Annotated in this window: 10 protein-coding genes; 5 read left to right on the forward strand and 5 right to left on the reverse strand. The window is 63.8% G+C overall.

The genetic code is table 11. The features are described 5' to 3' along the window. Window positions 1-10 precede the first annotated feature (10 nt). Complete coding sequence (locus ACFZAI_RS15940) at window positions 11-7,627, reverse strand: SDR family NAD(P)-dependent oxidoreductase (protein ID WP_391567787.1); 7,617 nt, start codon at window positions 7,625-7,627, stop codon at window positions 11-13. Window positions 7,628-8,363: 736 nt separating this feature from the next. After that, window positions 8,364-8,960 (reverse strand): RBBP9/YdeN family alpha/beta hydrolase, encoded by a 597-nt coding sequence (locus ACFZAI_RS15945; protein ID WP_391567788.1) that lies wholly within the window; start codon window positions 8,958-8,960, stop codon window positions 8,364-8,366. Between the two features lie 270 nt (window positions 8,961-9,230). On the opposite strand from ACFZAI_RS15945, the gene ACFZAI_RS15950 reads away from it, so the two are divergent. From ACFZAI_RS15950 to ACFZAI_RS15970, 5 genes are all read left to right on the forward strand, one after another. Then, on the forward strand, window positions 9,231-10,358 hold the full coding sequence (locus ACFZAI_RS15950) for a branched-chain amino acid ABC transporter substrate-binding protein (RefSeq protein ID WP_391567789.1): 1,128 nt from the start codon (window positions 9,231-9,233) through the stop codon (window positions 10,356-10,358). Window positions 10,359-10,472: 114 nt separating this feature from the next. Next, window positions 10,473-11,174 carry a response regulator gene (locus ACFZAI_RS15955; protein ID WP_054421957.1) on the forward strand — a complete coding sequence of 234 codons (702 nt, stop codon included), beginning with the start codon at window positions 10,473-10,475 and terminating at the stop codon, window positions 11,172-11,174. Continuing rightward, window positions 11,167-12,474 (forward strand): ATP-binding protein, encoded by a 1,308-nt coding sequence (locus ACFZAI_RS15960; RefSeq protein WP_391567790.1) that lies wholly within the window; start codon window positions 11,167-11,169, stop codon window positions 12,472-12,474. The genes ACFZAI_RS15955 and ACFZAI_RS15960 overlap by 8 nt, the downstream gene beginning before the upstream one ends. Window positions 12,475-12,624: 150 nt before the next feature. Continuing rightward, complete coding sequence (locus ACFZAI_RS15965) at window positions 12,625-13,737, forward strand: serine hydrolase domain-containing protein (RefSeq protein ID WP_391567791.1); 1,113 nt, start codon at window positions 12,625-12,627, stop codon at window positions 13,735-13,737. 91 nt (window positions 13,738-13,828) lie between these two features. After that, on the forward strand, window positions 13,829-14,740 hold the full coding sequence (locus ACFZAI_RS15970) for a MipA/OmpV family protein (RefSeq protein WP_391567792.1): 912 nt from the start codon (window positions 13,829-13,831) through the stop codon (window positions 14,738-14,740). A 90-nt stretch (window positions 14,741-14,830) separates the two neighbouring features. On the opposite strand, the gene ACFZAI_RS15975 is transcribed toward ACFZAI_RS15970, so the two are convergent. From ACFZAI_RS15975 to ugpA, 3 genes are read right to left on the reverse strand one after another with little or no spacing between them, the layout of a single operon-like run. After that, window positions 14,831-15,919: a sn-glycerol-3-phosphate import ATP-binding protein UgpC gene (locus ACFZAI_RS15975; RefSeq protein ID WP_391567793.1), complete on the reverse strand. Its 1,089-nt coding sequence runs from the start codon at window positions 15,917-15,919 to the stop codon at window positions 14,831-14,833. A 49-nt stretch (window positions 15,920-15,968) separates the two neighbouring features. Further along, complete coding sequence (gene ugpE / locus ACFZAI_RS15980; protein WP_391567794.1) at window positions 15,969-16,820, reverse strand: sn-glycerol-3-phosphate ABC transporter permease UgpE; 852 nt, start codon at window positions 16,818-16,820, stop codon at window positions 15,969-15,971. Between the two features lie 21 nt (window positions 16,821-16,841). After that, window positions 16,842-17,723 carry a sn-glycerol-3-phosphate ABC transporter permease UgpA gene (ugpA, locus tag ACFZAI_RS15985; RefSeq protein ID WP_391567796.1) on the reverse strand — a complete coding sequence of 294 codons (882 nt, stop codon included), beginning with the start codon at window positions 17,721-17,723 and terminating at the stop codon, window positions 16,842-16,844. Window positions 17,724-17,788 lie beyond the last annotated feature (65 nt).

A 17,788-nucleotide genomic window follows, 5' to 3' on the forward strand; every position in this document is an offset into this window, starting at 1 on the left:
TAATTCTGGCCTACTGGATCATGCGTTGCATGGGGAGACTGCCGTTCATCTTGATTTCGTCGACGAACTCGGACACGGAGCTGGACCCGACTTCGGCGGCGTGGCTGGCCACCACCTGTTGCACGCTGGCCGTGACCGCATCGCTAGTCGCGTCGTCATGCTCATCGCGCAGCAATAACACCAGGCGCTCGGCCAGCTTGGCGGGCGTGGGGCTTTCGTTCAGCGCCATGACGGGCAGCCGGATACCAAAGCGGTTCTCCAATGCAACCACCAGTTCGACGCCCATCAGCGAGTCCAGGCCCATGTCGTAGACAGAGCGAGTGGATTCAATCTTGTCGGGCGACACGCGCAGAATCTCGCCGATTTCGGCTTTGAGCATGTCAGTAAATCGCTCATGCAGCGTGTCGTCGTCCAAGGTGGCGATCATCTGGGCGATGTCGTCGGCGCCGCCGTCGTCATCGCCGTTGTCGCCAGCGCGCCGTGCGATGTCCGAGAACTTGGGCAGGCCCGCGGAGGGCAGGAAGCGGCTGAGGGCGCGCCAGTCCAGTTCCAGTACGCCCAGGCCCGAGGCGTTCGTGACGAGCATGTCTTCCAGCGCATCCAGGGCGACTTGGGATGCCAATGCGCCGCCACCCATGCGGCCTTGCAGGGCGTCCTTGATCTTTTGGTTGCGAGCCAGGAAACCGACGTCGTCGATGGCTCCCCATCGCACGCAGGTTGCGGCCAGGCCATCGGCGCGGCGTTGGGCGGCCAGGCGTTCCAGCCAGGTGTTGGCGGCGACGTAGTTGCTTTGTCCGGGGTTACCGAACAGCGTAGTGGCCGACGAGTAGAACACGAACAAGTCCAGCGGCAAGTCGCGGGTCAGCTCGTGCAGGTACTGCGCGCCAAGCACCTTGGCGGCGAGCGTGCGTTGAATTTGAGCGGGGGTGGCGCTGCGCGCCAAGCCATCATCGATGACGACCGCCGCGTGCACCACGCCTTTCAGCGGGGGCAGGGTGGCGGAGGTTTCGTTAAGCAGGCGGGCGAGGGCGTCGCGGTTGGTGACGTCGCAGGCTGCGGCGTGGACTTGCACGCCTTGGCTGGCGAAGGCGGCCAGCGCGGATTGTGCGTCCTGGCTGGAGGGGCCGCTGCGGCTGATCAGGATCAGGTTGCGAGCGCCTTTGTCGACAAGCCATTGCGCGGTACGCAGCCCGAAGCCGCCCAGCCCGCCGGTGACCAGGTATGTGGCGTCGGCGGGCAGCGTCAAGCCTGAGACCGCATGGATGGCTGGCGCGTGGACGCCGCTGATGCCGTTACGGTACGTGATGACGATCTTGCCGATCTGGCGTGCCTGCTGCATGTAGCGGAAGGCGTCGACGATGTCGTTGGCGTCGAAGACGGAATAGGGCAGCGGATGCAGCGCGCCCTGGCGGAACAGCGCCATCATCTCGCCGAACAGGCGTTGCGTCAGGTCGGGGCGTTCGTTCATCAGCTGATCGGCGTCGATGCCGAAGTAGCTGATGTTGTTGCGGAACGGACGCAGACCGATGCGGGTGTTCTCGTAGAAGTCGCGCTTGCCCAGCTCCAGGAAGCGGCCGAACGGTTTCAGCACCCGCAGGTTGCGGTTGATGGCTTCGCCGGCCAGCGAGTTCAGCACGACGTCGACGCCACGGCCATCGGTGTCGGCCAGGATTTCATCGGCGTACGACAGGGAACGCGAGTCATAGATATGACGCACACCCAACAGGCGCAGCAGGTCGCGTTTTTCGTCGGAGCCGGCGGTGGCGTAGATGTCTGCGCCCAGCCATTGCGCGAACTGGATGGCGGCGATGCCGACGCCGCCCGCGGCGCCGTGGATCAGGATCTTCTCGCCTTCTTCCAGACGCGCCAGGTGGTGCAGCGCGTAGTAGACCGTGAAGAAGGTGCTGGGAATGGTGGCGGCCGCTTCGAACGAGAAGCCGTCGGGGATATGGGAAATGGCGCTGGGCTTGGTCAGCACGCGGTCGCCGAAGCTGGCGGGGCCGAAGCCCACGACGGCGTCGCCGACGGCATAGCCGTCCACGTCGGCGCCCACGCGAATAACGGTGCCCGAAAACTCAAGACCCAAGGTGGGGCCGGCGAAACCGTTTTCGATGGCTTCGTCGGACAGCAGGCCCAAGGCGTACATGACGTCTCGGAAGTTCAGGCCGGTGGCTTCGATGCGGACTTCAAGTTCGTCATCCGCGGGTGCGGGCGCGGGGCAGGATTCCCAGCGCAGGTTGCGCAGCTGGCCTGGGAATTCAAAGCCCAGGCGGATGGCCTGCGACGCACGGGATGCGTCGGATGCCTGCGCAGGGCGCGCAGCCTGCTGCAAGCGCGGGGCGTAGCGCGCACCGGCCGTGTCGAGGATGATTTCGTCCTCGTTGTCCGGTTGGGTCAGCTCACGCGCCAGGCTGTCCGTCAGTTGCCCGGCTTGCGCCAGCGGCAGATCAACCAGACGGATGCGGTAGTTAGAAGCTTCGTTGGCCAGTGTGCGGCCGTAGCCCCACAGCGAGGCATCGTTCAACGCGTGCATGCCGGCGCTGGTAGCGGCCTTGCCGCACAAGTACTGGGCGGCGTCAGCCGTGATCAGCCAGACCGTTGCGCTGGTCTGGCTACGTTCACATGCCTGGATGACGGCGGCGGCCAGGCCGCAGCGGCGCGTCTGCTTAGCAAGCAGTTCTTCGGGCGTTTCGTGAGCGTCGGCCCAGGCCAGGCCGGCCAAGTGAACGACATGGTTCACCGGGCCGGTGGCGCCGTTGCGCAGCAGTTCGTCCAGCGCGTCGGCGTCAACCTCAGTGGCGATGCGCACGTGGTGGCCAAGAGCGGCAAGTTTGTCGTTCAGGGATTGCGCCAGACCCGCGCCATGCTCAGAGTTGCGATCCGCCAGGATCAGCCAGTTGGCGGGTTCGATGGCCGTGGCCGTGTGGGACGCCGCATCCGCTTGCTCACCCAAGCGAGACGTCAGCAGATAGGCGCCACTGGCGAATGAGTCCGCGAAGGCCATCGGGATGCCGCAATCCAGGCCCATCGCTTGCAGTTCTTCCCGCCAGAATTCGGCGGGCTGTTGTGTGGACAGCTGTGCGCCGTCTTCGCTGGTTTGCCACCAACTGGGGCGGCCGCCGAAGACGAAGTCACCCCAGGCAGCGGGATGGGCGCCGCAGAGCAACAGGACGCCACCGGGCCGCAGGCTGGCGCGTGCGTGGCGCAGGGCGGCGCGGGCGGCTTCCAGCGTGTCGAATTCGCAGTGGAATAGGGCAAGGTCGCAACGGGCGGTGGCGCTGGCGCCGCCTTCGCCGATGAATTCGGTCTGCGCGTTTGGATAGCGTTCGGACTGCTGGTGGACGACATGGTCCAGCACGTCGCGGTTATTCGACGCGTAGCAGTAGTCAGAGACGTTGAAGTCCAAGGCGTCGCAGCAGCTTGATGCAAACAGCGGCGCGGCTTGCCCGACTTCGATCACGGCAAGGCGTTGGCCGGGCAGCCGATGGGCTTGTGCCTGCACCAGGGCCGCGTTCAAAGCGGAACCCAGGCGCTGGCCGCTGGCGGCGCCGAGCGCGCTGCGGCTGATCGAGGCGGGCGTGCTGGCCCGCGGGCAGACGTCATCCAGCGAGGCTTCACCGCGCAGCAAGGCAGGCAGGTGCAGGCCAACGCGGCCGACCGCATGAACGATCTGGGCGTAGTCGGGATACTCGCGCAGCAGCGTGTTCCAGATATCACCCGTGCCGCTTTCGTTTTCGTCCTTGGGAGGCAGGTGGACGCCTGCGGCAGAGGCCTCGGCGTAGCCAGCGGCCGTCAGACGGGCGATGGTGTGTTGCAGCAGCAAGGCGGAATCTGGCGCGTGGCGGCTTAGCTCCGTGATCAGGGCTTGCGGCAGAAGCAGGCCGTCAGGCGCGATCTGGCGCAAGGCGTCCAGCGAGAAGCCATCGCACAGGCTTTCCAGCAGCGGGTCCACTTCTTCTGCGTAGCGGGCGTGAGCGCCGTGCTCGGCGCAATCGGCGATTGCGTCGCGCAGCGCCGCGCGCAGGACGTCGTGGTCCAGCGGGTTCGGGCCGAACGGCGCATGCGGGCGCGGCGTGGCGACGACGTCCAGAAAACTCAGGTGATCGGCGGCGGGCTTGCGCAGGCGGATGCTGCGAAAGCGTGCTTGCTCGACGGCCGCAATCTGTTCGCCTGCTGCATTGAAGAGTTCAAAGCTGGCGGTCAATGAATGCGGCGCGCGGCGTTCCAGGCGGACACGGGCAGCGGCGGGCTGGCCAGCATTGGCCCGCAGGCTCAGACGGCCGATCTTCGATGGAACGAAGGCAATGCCCTGGCCCATGGCCGGGTCATTGCGCAGCAGCTGGATGATCAGTTGGAAGGCGCAATCCAGCAGGGCGGGATGCAGGTGAGTGACGCCGAGTTCGGCTTGCAGGCTGCTGGGAGCTTGCAGCACCGCCAACACGCTGGTGTCAGATTCTTGCCAGCCGTGCGACACCGCGCGGAAGGCGGGACCGTAGTCCAGGCCCACGGCACGGGTCAGCGCATTGTGCGTGTCGCCAGTGAAGTCGGGCGCGCGGGTGGGCAGGTTCAGCAGATCTTGGTTCAAACGCGCCAAGCCGGGTTCGCGCAACAGGCGGCCGCTGGCGTGCTTCACCCAGGGCTCCGAGCTATTGGTGTCCTTGGCGGTGATGCGGAAGCGGCCATCGGAATCGTCCAGCAGCAGGCGCGTCAGTTTGCTGGGTGACGCGTTCAGCAGCAGCGGGGCGTGGATTTCCAGTTCTTCCAGTTCGGCGCAATCGCCGGTCTGCCATTGCAGCGCCGCAGCCAGCGCGATTTCGGCAAAGCCCGTGCCGGGGAACACGACGGCGTCGCCGACGATGTGGTCCTCCAACGCCGGATGCGACTGCGTATCCAGCTGGTTTTCCCAGGTGTGGTCGTGCTGCTGCATGGGGTAACCCAGCAGGGGATGCACCAGGCGGCGTGACAGCAGGCCCAGTGATTCCGGCGTGGTGGGATGCCAATGGCGTTCGCGCTGCCACGGATACGACGGCAGTTCCACCGCCGGCCCTTCCCACGGGAAAAGCGATTGCAGATCGATTTGCGCGCCGCTGATGATGACCTGGCCAGCTGCGTTCCAGATTTTTTCGGGGTCATCACCACCCCGCGTGGACGTGCTGAGTGCGCGGCCTTGGATGTCGGCGGTCTTGAACGTGTCGTTCAGGTAAGAGCGCAGCACCGGGTGCGGGCCGACCTCGACAAAAACGTTATTACCCTCGGATGCCAGCTGATTGGCGGCCTGTTCGAAGCGAACCGGCTCACGCACGTTGCGCCACCAGTAATCCGCCGTGAGCTCCGCGCCGTCGAGAGGGGCTCCGGTGACCGTGGAGTAGAACGGGATATCGCTTGAGCGGGGCTGGATGTGCGCCAGGGCGTCACGGATGCCGGCCTCGATGGGATTCATCGCGGGGCTGTGGAAGGCGTAGTCCAGGTCCAGGCGGCGGAAGAACAGCGCCTGCTCGGCCAACGCGGCTTCCAGGATGGTCAGGGCATCAGGGGAACCGGCCACCGTCGCCCCGCGGCTGCTGTTGAAGCCCGCCACGCACAACTGGTCGCCCAAGTTGTGCAGGGCGATCAACGCTTGTGCCTCTTCGCCGCTGATGCCCAGCGCCGTCATGCGGCCGTGGCCCTTCGTCTGGCCTTGCAGCCGGCTGCGCTGGAAAATGACGCAGACCGCGTCGGGCAATGTCAGCGCGCCGCAGGCCCAGGCCGCAGCCACTTCGCCGACGCTGTGGCCGATAACGGCCGAAGGCACGACGCCGCGCTGGGCCAACATGCGCGTGATGCCGACTTGCAGCGCGAACAGCGCGGGTTGGGCAATTTCAGTGCGGGCGTAGCGGTCGTCGCCATTTTCGCCGGCCAATTCCTTGTGCAACGAGAAATCGGCGTATTGCGAGAACAGGGCGTCAACTTCGTCGATCGCCGTGGCGAAGACGGGGTCGGCCAGCAGGCGGCGGCCCATGTTCGCCCATTGGGAGCCGTTGCCGGAATAGACCATCACCGGGCCATGGGCGCGGTTAAGCGCCGTGCCGGCCACGACGCCGTGATGCGTGTCGGCGTCGCTGGCGAATTGTTCCAGCAGGTCGGCGACGGTATTGCATTGGGTGCCGAAGACGACGGCCCGTTCACCGTGCCAGTCTCGCCGCATGGCGGCATGGTAGGCGGCGTTGTAGAGGAACCGGGCGGGCTGCCCACGCAACACGTCTGCCATTTGCCGCGCGGAAGCCTTCAGCGCCTGCGACGACTTGCCCGTAACAATGACGGGTATAGGCGCGGTCTTGGCCATCTTGCCTTCGGTGGCGGGGCTGCGCGGGGGGGCGCTTTCCAGGATGACGTGGGCGTTGGCGCCGCCGAAACCAAATGAGTTGACGCCCACCACAAGCTTGCCGGTTTGGCGCAGCTTGCGGTTCTGCGTCACGACGTCCAGATTCCAGTTCTGGAATTCGATCTTCGGGTTCAGCGTCTTGATGCCGATCGTGGCGGGCACGACGCGGTGGCGCAGCACATACATCGCCTTGACCAGACCGGCCACGCCCGAAGCGGCTTCCAGGTGGCCCAGGTTGCTCTTGACCGACCCGATAGGCAGCGGCGCGTCTTTGCTGCGTTGCTGCGCAAGGGCCGCGCCGATGGCGCGCGTTTCGATCGGATCGCCAACGGCGGTGCCGGTGCCGTGAGCTTCCAGGTAGTCGATGTCAGCAGGCGAGATGCCCGCTTGTTCGTAGGCCTGGCGCATCAGCGTGGCTTGTGCATCGGCGCTGGGGACGGTCAGACCCGACTTGCGGCCATCGGTGTTGACGGCGGAGCCGGCCACGACGGCCAGGATGTTGTCGCCATCGGCGACTGCCTGATCGTAGTCCTTCAGCAGGAAGACGCCGCCGCCTTCCGACCGGACATAGCCGTCGCCCGCCGCGTCGAACACGTTGCAGCGCCCACGGGGCGACAGCATCGATGCCTTGGAAAATGTAATAAAGCCGTAAGGGTGCAGGTGCAGACTCACGCCTCCAGCAAGGGCCTGGCTGCATTCGCCGGAGACGATGGCGCGGCAGGCTTGGTGGAAGGCCACCAGCGATGACGAGCAGGCAGTGTCCATGGCGATGCTTGGGCCGCGCAGGTCGAAGAAGTACGACAGGCGGTTGGCGGCGATGCTGGCGGTGTTGCCGGTTGCCATGGAGGCGTCGACAGCGTTCAGATCTTCAGCCAGGCGGTAGGCGTAATCGGAACTGGCGATACCTATATAGACGCCGCAATTGGTGCCGCGCAGCGTCGACGGGCGCACACCTGCCTGTTCGATGGCTTCCCAGCTCATTTCCAGCAGCAGGCGCTGTTGCGGGTCCATGAGGGCAGCTTCGCGCGGGGAAATACCAAAAAAGCCGGCATCGAACCCAGAAACATCGCCAATGGAGCCGGCGGCAAACGTATATGCCGTGCCAGGATGCTCTTTGCCCGGGTGCAGGTAGGCGTCTGCCGACCACCGGTCCTCCGCGACGCGGGTGACGAGATTGCGGCCGTCGAGCAGGGCCGGCCAGTAGCTGTCCGTGGTGGTGCTGGGGAATCGGAACGAGAGTCCGATGACGGCAACGCGCTTAGCCATGCAGTGTCCTTCTACCCCAACGGGAAGCCGACAGGGAATTTGAGATTGCGGTCACGCCGCAGGGGGAAAGAGAGCCGGTAAGGGCCTGGGTACCGAAGTGGAGGCCGATCGCCTGCCGCGTCAGATCAAGTGCTGATCTGGACGCGGACGTCAGGCGTGGCCGTCGGTATGGCCCGAGCTGCTGGTTCTCCGTTGCGCCGCCATCACGAGGATGGCCCCCTTGCGTTGGACACTGCTTTGGCGCTGCTGCCGGCGCGCCATCTGAATGCTCGTTATGGTCATTACTTAGTTCTTGTGCTTCGCCGCTCGGCACATGCCTTCTCTTCCGCTCGCTTGGGCAAGGGCGGGGCATGATTGCGGGCGAGCCGCGGAAACAAATTGATTTAAACGGAATGATTTTACTGTATGCCAAAGATACGGCTGACCTTGGCCTAGGTATGTAACCCCGAGCCCCCCACAGGAAACATTCGAGGTTCAGCTGTCATTTCGCTGTCTCTATGCTTCTGGGCGGGTAGGATATCAATCATTTGTAACTTTTTTCAGGCAAGATTAATCAAAACGATTCAGGCGTAGACAAAGCTGACGCCAATTTCGTCATCTGCCGCAAAAATTGCAATATTTGCCAAAATATCGTTCTACCAGCGGTCAAATGGTCGCAATTGTACGAAGTTGTGGGGTCAGAAAAGACGACGCGCGCCAGAAGGCGCGCGTGAAGATGCAACAAAACGCATTTGTTTCAAGACAACCCGCAGACCGGCACCGGTGGAATTCGTTTAGCCGGCGTCGGAATGCGCCACGACGCCCGGCGGCGCAACGCGCCAAATATCTTCAGCCCTTGCGGCCAATCGTCCAGGCCGCTTTCCGCGTTGATGTGCCCGGCGCCAGGCAGGATGACAACGCGGCTGCCCCAGTCTTGGGCGAAACCGCGGGCGCGCTCCAGCCGGCAGTAGGGGTCGTTGTCGCTGGCGACAACCACGCTTTGGAACGGCAGGGGCTGGCGGGCGATGGGGGCGAAGCCGCGCAGGCAGTCGGGCGCGTCGGGGCGTTCGACATCGGCGGGCGCCACCAGCAGCGCACCGGCCACTTTGACGCGTAAAGGAACAGGCAAGGCGGCGCTGATCAGACAGCCCAGGCTGTGGGCGATCAGCAGCACCGGGCTGCGCGCGTGGTCAACTTCTGCCGCCAGCGTGGAAATCCATTCCGCCGGCGACGGGTTTTCCCAGTCGCGTTGCTCGATGCGCACGGCGTGGGGCAGCAGGGCTGCCCAGCGCGATTGCCAGTGGTCGGGTCCGGAGTTTTTCCAGCCCGGGACGATGATCGGTTGGAGTCTCATGGCGGCCATCATGCCGCGCCACGTTAGTAACTCAAACGAATAAATCGTCTTTTGCATATACGGTGACGGGTATAAGCCGATGCCGCGCCGCGATGCGGCACTCAGGCGTTGGCAATGCGCGCAAAGCCGTGCCGGATCGGCTCTAAATAGGGCGTTTTTTCGGTGTATGCTTGCCGTGCAAATGCACCGTAACGGGGCGTGACCATATCGATATCCGGCGTCCGCCCGGTTAAAAAACCAACGATTACAAGCGATTAAGGGAGTCCACTCATGAAGCCAGTATTTCGTCTGACCCCGGTCATCGCGGCGCTGGGAGTCGCCGCTGGCCTGACGTTTGCCGCGGGAGCGCACGCGCAAACCATCAAGATCGGCGTGGTTGGCCCGACCACCGGCGCCGTCACTCAGTATGGCGACATGGTCCGTGAGGGCGTCGACACCGCAATCGAACGCATCAATGCCGCGGGCGGCGTCAACGGCAAGAAGCTGGAAGCCGTGGTCATCGACGACGGCTGCGAACCCAAGCAAGGCCCGGTTGCCGCCAACCGTGTCGTGAACAGCAAGATCGGCTTCGTCGTAGGCCACGTGTGCTCGGGCGCCACCATCGCCGCCGCTGACATCTACAACAACGAAGGCGTCGTCATGGTCACGCCTTCGGCCACGGCGCCTGCCGTGACGGACGGCAAGAACTACGAGTTCATCTTCCGCACCATCGGCCGCGATGACCAGCAAGGCCCGGCGGCTGCGAAGTTTGTGCTGGAAAAGATCAAGCCGAAAAAGGCCGCCGTGCTGCACGACAAGCAGTCGTACGGGCAAGGCATCGCCACGGCGGTCAAGAACGACCTGGAAAAGGGCGGCGTGCCTGTCGCCATCTTCGAAGGCATCAACGCTGGCGATAGCGACTACTCGGCCGTCATCACCAAGCTGAAAAGCCAGGGCGTGGACTTCGTCTACTACGGCGGCTACCACCCCGAAATGGGTCTGCTGCTGCGCCAGGCCGCCGAGCAAGGCGTGAAGGCCAAGTGGATGGGTCCGGAAGGCGCGGGCAACCCCGACATCAACGCCATTGCGGGCGATTCGGTTGAAGGCATGTTGCTGACGCTGCCGGCCGACTTTACGCAGAACGCCGCCAATGCGGACATCGTCAAGGCTTTCGAAGCCAAGAAGCGCAACGCCGGCGGCGCCTTCCAGATGACGGCCTACACGGCCACCCAAGTCATTGCGGACGGCATCAAGGGCGCAGGTTCCGACGACCCGACCAAGGTCGCCAAGTACCTGCACGCCAATTCGTTCGATACGCCGATCGGCAAAGTGTCGTGGAACAAGCAGGGTGACCTGAACAACTTCGAGTTCGACGTGTTCACCTGGCACAAGGATGGTTCCAAGACCGTCTATAAGTGATGCCACGCGGGCCGAGCGCCCGCGGCATCGGATGCGCTAGCCAGCGTATAACAACCGGGCCGGAAGCCTTAGTCTTCCGGTCCGGTTTTTTTGACCTTCTTTTGTCTGGACACCATGACCAAGGCCCTGTTAGTCGAAGACGATCCGAAACTTTCACGCCTGATTGCGCAGTTTTTGGAGCAGCACGGTTTTAATGTCGCCCAGGCCTATCGCGGTGATCATGCCGTGGAGGCGTTTCGCCGGCACGAGCCCGCCATCACCATCCTGGACTTGATGCTGCCCGGGCGTGACGGGCTGCAAGTCTGCCGCGATCTGCGCGCGTTTTCGTCCGCGCCCATCCTGATGCTGACCGCCCGCGAAGACGATCTGGACCAGATTCTGGGCCTGGAATCCGGCGCGGACGATTACGTCATCAAGCCGGTTGAGCCGCGCGTGCTGCTTGCGCGCATCCGCGCCTTGATGCGCCGTCACAACCAGTTGGACGAACCGCCGGAGCATCTGGAGTTTGGGCCGCTCTCGATCGACCGCCGTACGCGCGCCGTGGTGCACGCCGGGGTTGAGGTGGATCTGACGACGATGGAATTTGAAATGCTCTGGGCGTTGGCCAGCCAGGCCGGGCAGGTGCTGACGCGCGACGATCTGCTCAACGCGGTGCGCGGCATCGAGTTCAATGGGCTGGACCGCAGCGTGGATGTTTGCGTCAGCAAGCTGCGCCGCAAACTGGATGACGACCCGCGCGACCCGGCGCGCATCAAGACCGTGTGGGGCAAGGGCTATCTGTTCTCGCCCAAGGCGCACGAGGGCAGTGATGCTTAAGTTCGTGCTGCGGCTCTTCGTGGTGCTGGCGATTGGGTTTGTGCTGTCAAACGAAGTGGTGGACCGGACTGCGAATTATTTCTTCGAACCGGTCAATGCGAACTACACGCGTGAAGCGGTACGCGGCCAGTTGCACAGCCTGAAGCAGGAGTTGGCTAACGTTGCGCCCGAGGCGCGGCGCGACTATGTGCGCGATACCTTGGCGCCGCACTACGGCCTGGTCTTGCAGGTGCTGGACCCCGCCGACTACAACGCGCCCGATTTTGCGCTGACTGACGACGAACGGCGCACCATCGACGCGGGCGGCTTCTTCCTGCGCGACAAGCTGATGAGCTTTATTTCCGCCATTCCCGGGCCTGGGGCGCAATGGCTGCTGGTCAAGATGCCGCCTGAGCCGGCGGTGGGTACGTGGGTGATTGTCATCATCTACTCCGCATTGGGCTTGCTGTTGTGCGCGTTCATGCTGGTGTGGGCCTTGCCGATCTGGCGCGATCTGGAAGCGCTGAAGACCGCCGCGCACCGTATGGGGCAGGGCGACTTGCAAGCGCGGGCCCGGCTGTCGCGCTATTCCAGCATCCGGGCGCTGGGCGACACCTTCAACCACATGTCTGACCGCATCAGCGCGCTGATCAGCAATCAGCGCGATCTGACCAACGCGGTCTCGCACGAACTGCGCACGCCCATCGCGCGGCTGTCGTTCGAGCTGGACATGATTGACCGCGAGACCGACCCGGCAGCCCGCAAGCGCCTGGTCGAGGAAATGAAGAACGATGTCGCCGAGCTGGACGGCATGGCGTCGGAATTGCTGATGTATGCGCGCCTGGAACACAAGAGCGACGACGTGCCGTTACAGGCGCAGGATGCGCGCGGCTGGCTGGATTCGGTGGTGCAGCACGCGGCGTTTGAAGCCGGCTTGTCGGGCGTGCAATGCGTGGTGGCGCAATGCGACACGGCTGAAGTGCGGCTGCATCAGCGCTACATGACGCGCGCCTTGCTTAACCTGCTGCAAAATGCGATCCGGCATGCCGGCAGGCGAGTGCAGGTTGCCCTGACCAGCCCGGCGCCGCAGGAATACGTGCTGACGGTTGACGACGATGGCCCGGGCGTGCCGCCTGCGGATCGCGAGCGCATTTTCGAACCCTTCATCCGCCTGGATGAAAGCCGCGACCGTGGCACCGGTGGCACCGGCCTGGGGCTGGCGATCGTCAGCCGTGTGGCGCGCTGGCATAACGGGTCGGCGCAAGCGTCCGATAGCCCGTTGGGCGGCGCCCGTTTTGTGATCAGCTGGAAAGCCGCCTGAGCACGCGTCAACGGGCGGCGGCGCAGGCGTAAAGAAACTTCACAAACCGCGCGCCGAATCTTCACAAACTCCATACAAAGCGGGAAAGATCGCGCGCAGGCGCATGGATAGCATCACGGCATTCACCTTTTGCAGGGTTTGCCGCTAGCCATGTTTTCCCTAAGCCGCCTGGTTGCCATCGGATCGTTGCTGCTTGCCGCCGGCGGTTGCCAGAGCCTGCCGCCCGCCGCACCCGCGACGATTGCCCAGGGAGACTACGCGGCGGTGGTCGATTACCTGTCGCAACGCATTCCCTACGACATGGGCGTGTCCAAGGTGCCGGGCGTGTCGATCGCTATCGTGGACGATCAGCGCGTCGTGTGGAGCACGGGTTTTGGCTACGCGGACACGCTGCGGCATCGCAGCGCCACCAGCGACACGCTGTATCGCGTGGGCGCCATCAGCAAGATCGTTACCGCCGCGGGCGTGCTGCACGCCGCCGACGACAACCGGTTGCGGCTGGATGCGCCGGCCAGTGACGCCTTGCCCGACTGGCATGTGGCCCCGCGCCGCAACGCCATGCAGTGGATGGGCGCAGCCCCCTACACCGCGCGCAATCTGCTGAGCCTGCATCCTGGCACGCTGGAAGACACGATGGGCCGCGCCCGTGCAGACATGGCGTATGCCTTGCTGGGCGACATGGTGGCGCACGTGGCGCAGGAACCCTTCGATGGCTATGTACGCCGCACGATTTTCCAACCGTTGAATATGCCGCGTGCGGGGTTTCAGCCGCACGAACGCATGCTGGAGCAGCGCGCTGCGGGGTACCGGCGCGGCCAGCCATGGACGGAGGCCCCGCAGCCCAACGAGGCGGCGGATGGATTATGGGTCAGCGCGTCCGAGATGGCGCGCTTTACCAGCATGCTGTTCGCGGATGGCAGCTATGGCGGCAAACAGGACGGCAAGCGCGTGCTGAAAGAGGAATCCGCGCAGACGCTGCTGGGCCTGGAGACCGTGGCGGGCAGCGGCCTGGATCTGGGCTGCCGCTTCGCCTTGTCGTGGCTGGCCGCGCCCTGTGACGACAACGTCGTCAGCGCGGTGAGCGTGCGTGAGCACAGCGGCGCGACCGAAGCATTCCATTCCCGGTGGGTGCTTGCCCCGCAGGACAAGCTTGCCGTGCTGGTCATGAGCAACTCCGATTCCGGCGAGCCGCTGGTGGCAGCGGTGTCGACGATGGCCATGCGCATGATGCGCCAGGCCAAGCAAGGTTCCGGCACGCCCTAGATGCCGCCCGCGCAGACGCGTGGTGCGCCGGCGCGGGTGCTTCGATGCCGCGATTCAACGTCGCTTTTCAACTTCGTTTTGTGGACTTCCAATGCAGCGATTCTTCCGTTCGTGCCTGTGTTCGCCTGTTTCCCGCCGCCTGCTTGCGGCAAGCTTAGTGGCCTGTGCGCCAGGCCTGTCGTTCGCGGCGGGTGAGGTCGTCGTGGCGGAAGCCAGCTCCGTCTATGGGCAGCGGGGGGCAAGCTCCAGAGGCTTGACGGTGGCGACAGGCGACGAGCGTCCGGAAGGGCAGTGGACGTTCTATGGCACGCTGGGGGTGGGGGTAGCGCCGCGCTATAGCGGCAGTGATGAAAGCTCCGCCGTTCCCATCTTCGGCGCGGGCGTGCGCAGCCCCAACGGCTTCTTTCTTGGCACCGACCACGGTTTGGGCTGGGAAACGCAGGCGCTGGACAGCACGTTTCGCTTCTATGTCTTGCCCAGCGCGTCGCGCAAGGATCACAAGAAGGGCTACCAGGGGTCAGACAAACTGCGTGGCATGGGAGACATCAAAAGCCGGGCGCAGATCGGGATGGATGCCGAGACAATGCTGGGCCCGGTAATGTTGTCGGCCACCTTGGCCCATGCATTCAAGAAGGGCGACGACCGCGATGTAGGCAGCGCCTATACGTTGTTGAATCTGGGCGCGAGCACGACGGTGTATGAGGGGTCTGCGGGCGCATTGTCGCTGGCGTTGAGCGGCACCTTGGGCGACGGCAACTACATGCGCACCTGGTACGGCGTCAGCAGCCAGCAGTCGGCAACGTCCGGCTACCGCCGTTATGACCCGAAAGGGGGGCTGGAAAGCATGAGCCTGGGGGCGACATGGGCGTTGCCGCTTGGCAAGGCCTGGTCATGGTCCGTGGTAGCCGAGGCGCGCCGGCTGTTTGGCGACGCGGCTGATAGCCCGATCGTGAAGGAACGCAATCAATACACGATCGGCACGATGGTGACGTACACGTACTGATTATTGATAGCAGGGGCGGGCGTCCGGTCTGTGCTGAAATCGGGCAGGAGCCAGAATGCAAAACCCGGGCAGAAGCCCGGGTTTTTCGCTTTACAGGTCTTTGACGCGGCGGCCGGTGTCGGCCTCGAACCAGTGCAGCGGGTGGCGGCCGTCCGGGCCGACGTTGACGCGGTCACCCACCTTGGCGGACGATTCCGACAACTGGCGCGTCGTGCAGCGCACGACCAGCGTGGTCTTGCCGCAGCGGCAGTGCACCAGCTGTTCCGAACCCAGCGTTTCAACCATCTCTACTTCAGCCGGCACGCCTTGCGTGTTCAGCAGCATGTGCTCCGGACGCATGCCCATGATGATCTTGCGGCCGCGCACTTGCGCCGGCACTTGCAGCGGAGAAATCTCCAGCGCCAGGCCGTCGGCGGTTTGCACGGTGCCGTCGCCGGCCACTTGCACTTCCATCAGGTTCATCGGGGGCGAACCGATGAAGCCGGCCACGAACGTCGAGGCGGGTTTTTCGAACACTTCCATCGGGGTGCCGATCTGCTCAGGCACGCCCTGGTACATGACGATCATGCGGTGGGCCAGGGTCATGGCTTCGACTTGATCGTGCGTCACGTACAGGCTCGTCGTGCCCAGGCGGCGATGCAGCTTCATGATTTCCAGGCGCATCGCCACACGCAGCTTGGCGTCCAGGTTCGACAGCGGTTCGTCGAACAGGAACACCTTGGGTTCACGCACGATGGCGCGGCCCATGGCGACACGCTGGCGCTGGCCGCCGGATAGCGCGCGCGGGCGGCGGTCCAGCAGGTGGCCAAGTTCCAGGATCTGCGCGGCGATGTCCACGCGCTTTTTGATTTCTTCCTTGGAGAACTTGCGGATCTTCAAGCCATAAGCCATGTTTTCAAACACGGTCATGTGCGGGTAGAGCGCGTAGTTCTGGAACACCATCGCGATGTCGCGCTCGGCGGGTTCCAAGGTGTTGACGACCTTGTCGTCGATGACGATGTCGCCGCTGGTCACGGTTTCCAGGCCGGCGACCATGCGCATCAGCGTGGACTTGCCGCAGCCGGACGGGCCGACGATGACGATGAACTCACCGTCTTTGACATCCATGTCGATGCCATGGATGACCGGCACGTTGCCGGCATAGGTTTTCTTGACGTTACGGAAGCTGAGAGTAGCCATGTTTATTCGTGTTCGGAGTCGTGTTCGGGTGGGTGCGGATGGGCAAGCGTCACTTTTCAGTGTCGACCAGACCCTTGACGAACCATTTCTGCATCAGGATGACGACGAGCGCCGGCGGAATCATGGCCAGCATGGCGGTGGCCATGGTGATGTTCCATTCGGTCACGCTGTCGCCGCCGCTGATCATCCGCTTGATGCCGATGACGACGGGGTACATGTCTTCCTGCGTGGTGACGAGCAGCGGCCACAGGTATTGGTTCCAGCCATAGATGAACTGGATCACGAACAGGGCGGCGATGCTGGTCTTGGACAGGGGCAGCAGCACATCGAAGAAGAAGCGCACGGGGCCTGCGCCGTCGATACGCGCGGCTTCGATGAGCTCGTCCGGCACCGTCAGGAAGAACTGGCGGAACAGGAACGTGGCCGTGGCCGATGCGATCAGCGGCAGCGTCAGGCCGGCGTAGCTGTTGAGCATGCCCAGGTCAGCCACCACCTTGTAGGTGGGCGCAATCCGCACTTCAACGGGCAGCATCAGCGTGACGAAGATCATCCAGAAGAAGAACATGCGGCCGGGGAAGCGGAAGTACACCACCGCAAACGCCGACAGCAGCGAGATCGCGATCTTGCCGATGGAAATCGACAGCGCCATGATCAGGCTGACGTACATCATGCGGCCCACGGGCGCGCCCGACGAACCGCCGGACGAGCCGCCGAACAGCGCCTGCATGTAGTTATCGACAAAGTGCGGACCGGGAATCAGCGACATCGGCGCTTGCGCCACTTCCTGAGCAGTCTGGGTAGACGCGACGAAAGTGACGTAAAGCGGAAATGCCACCATCGCCACGCCGCAGAGCAGAATGACGTGGGCCAGAATATCCAGCCAGGGACGGCGTTCAACCATTGTTATTAGCCTCGAACAAAATCAGTACTGCACTTTGCGGTCGACGTAGCGGAACTGTACGACCGTCAAGGCAACCACAATGAACATCAGGACAACGGACTGGGCCGCGGACGAACCCAGATCCAAGCCGCGGAAACCATCGCTATACACCTTGTAGACCAGGATCGAGGTCGACGTGCCGGGACCGCCCTGCGTAGTGGTGTCCACCACGGCGAAGGTGTCGAAGAACGCGTAGATGATGTTGACGACCAGCAGGAAGAACGTGGTGGGCGACAGCAGCGGGAATACGATGCTCCAGAAGCGGCGTGCCGGGCTTGCGCCGTCGATGGCGGCGGCTTCGATGAGCGAACGCGGAATCGATTGCAGGCCTGCCAGGAAAAACAGGAAGTTGTACGAGATCTGCTTCCACACCGCCGCAATCAGCACCAGCATCATGGCCTGGTTGCCATCCAGACGCGGGTTCCAGTCCACGCCAGACTTGCGCAGCGCAACCGCCAGAATGCCCACGGAAGGCGAAAACATGAACAGCCACAGCACGCCGACGACAGCGGGCGCAACGGCGTAAGGCCAGATCAGAAGCGTCTTGTAGAGCCCGGCGCCGCGGATCACGCGGTCAGCCATGACGGCCAGCAGCAAGGACACGCCCAGACCGACAACCGCCACCAGCACCGAGAACACGGCGGTGACGCGGAAGGAATCAAGGTAGGCCTGTTGCGAGAACAGTTCCATGAAGTTGTCCAGCCCGACGAACTCGGACGACAACCCGAAGGCGTCTTCCAACCGCATGGATTGCCACATGGCTTGTCCGGCAGGCAGGAAGAAGAAGACCACAGTAATGATCAGCTGCGGCAAAAGCAGCAGATAGGGCAAGGTCTTATGCCCAAATACAACGCGTTTTTCCATAGGGGGAACCCAAGGTACAGAAAAGCGGCGGTTGGATTAACCGCCGCTTGAAACCGCTTTCATAA

It is taken from the genome of Achromobacter sp. NPDC008082 (genome assembly GCF_042957345.1).
GTDB lineage: Bacteria > Pseudomonadota > Gammaproteobacteria > Burkholderiales > Burkholderiaceae_B > Achromobacter > Achromobacter kerstersii_A.

Excerpts from the sequence above, each read along its gene's own strand:
- ACFZAI_RS15940 (WP_391567787.1), bottom strand. The coding sequence starts at position 7,627 with ATGGCTAAGCGCGTTGCCGTCATCGGACTCTCGTTCCGATTCCCCAGC.
- ACFZAI_RS15945 (WP_391567788.1), bottom strand. The coding sequence starts at position 8,960 with ATGAGACTCCAACCGATCATCGTCCCGGGCTGGAAAAACTCCGGACCC.
- ACFZAI_RS15950 (WP_391567789.1), top strand. The coding sequence starts at position 9,231 with ATGAAGCCAGTATTTCGTCTGACCCCGGTCATCGCGGCGCTGGGAGTC.
- ACFZAI_RS15955 (WP_054421957.1), top strand. The coding sequence starts at position 10,473 with ATGACCAAGGCCCTGTTAGTCGAAGACGATCCGAAACTTTCACGCCTG.
- ACFZAI_RS15960 (WP_391567790.1), top strand. The coding sequence starts at position 11,167 with ATGCTTAAGTTCGTGCTGCGGCTCTTCGTGGTGCTGGCGATTGGGTTT.
- ACFZAI_RS15965 (WP_391567791.1), top strand. The coding sequence starts at position 12,625 with ATGTTTTCCCTAAGCCGCCTGGTTGCCATCGGATCGTTGCTGCTTGCC.
- ACFZAI_RS15970 (WP_391567792.1), top strand. The coding sequence starts at position 13,829 with ATGCAGCGATTCTTCCGTTCGTGCCTGTGTTCGCCTGTTTCCCGCCGC.
- ACFZAI_RS15975 (WP_391567793.1), bottom strand. The coding sequence starts at position 15,919 with ATGGCTACTCTCAGCTTCCGTAACGTCAAGAAAACCTATGCCGGCAAC.
- ugpE (WP_391567794.1), bottom strand. The coding sequence starts at position 16,820 with ATGGTTGAACGCCGTCCCTGGCTGGATATTCTGGCCCACGTCATTCTG.
- ugpA (WP_391567796.1), bottom strand. The coding sequence starts at position 17,723 with ATGGAAAAACGCGTTGTATTTGGGCATAAGACCTTGCCCTATCTGCTG.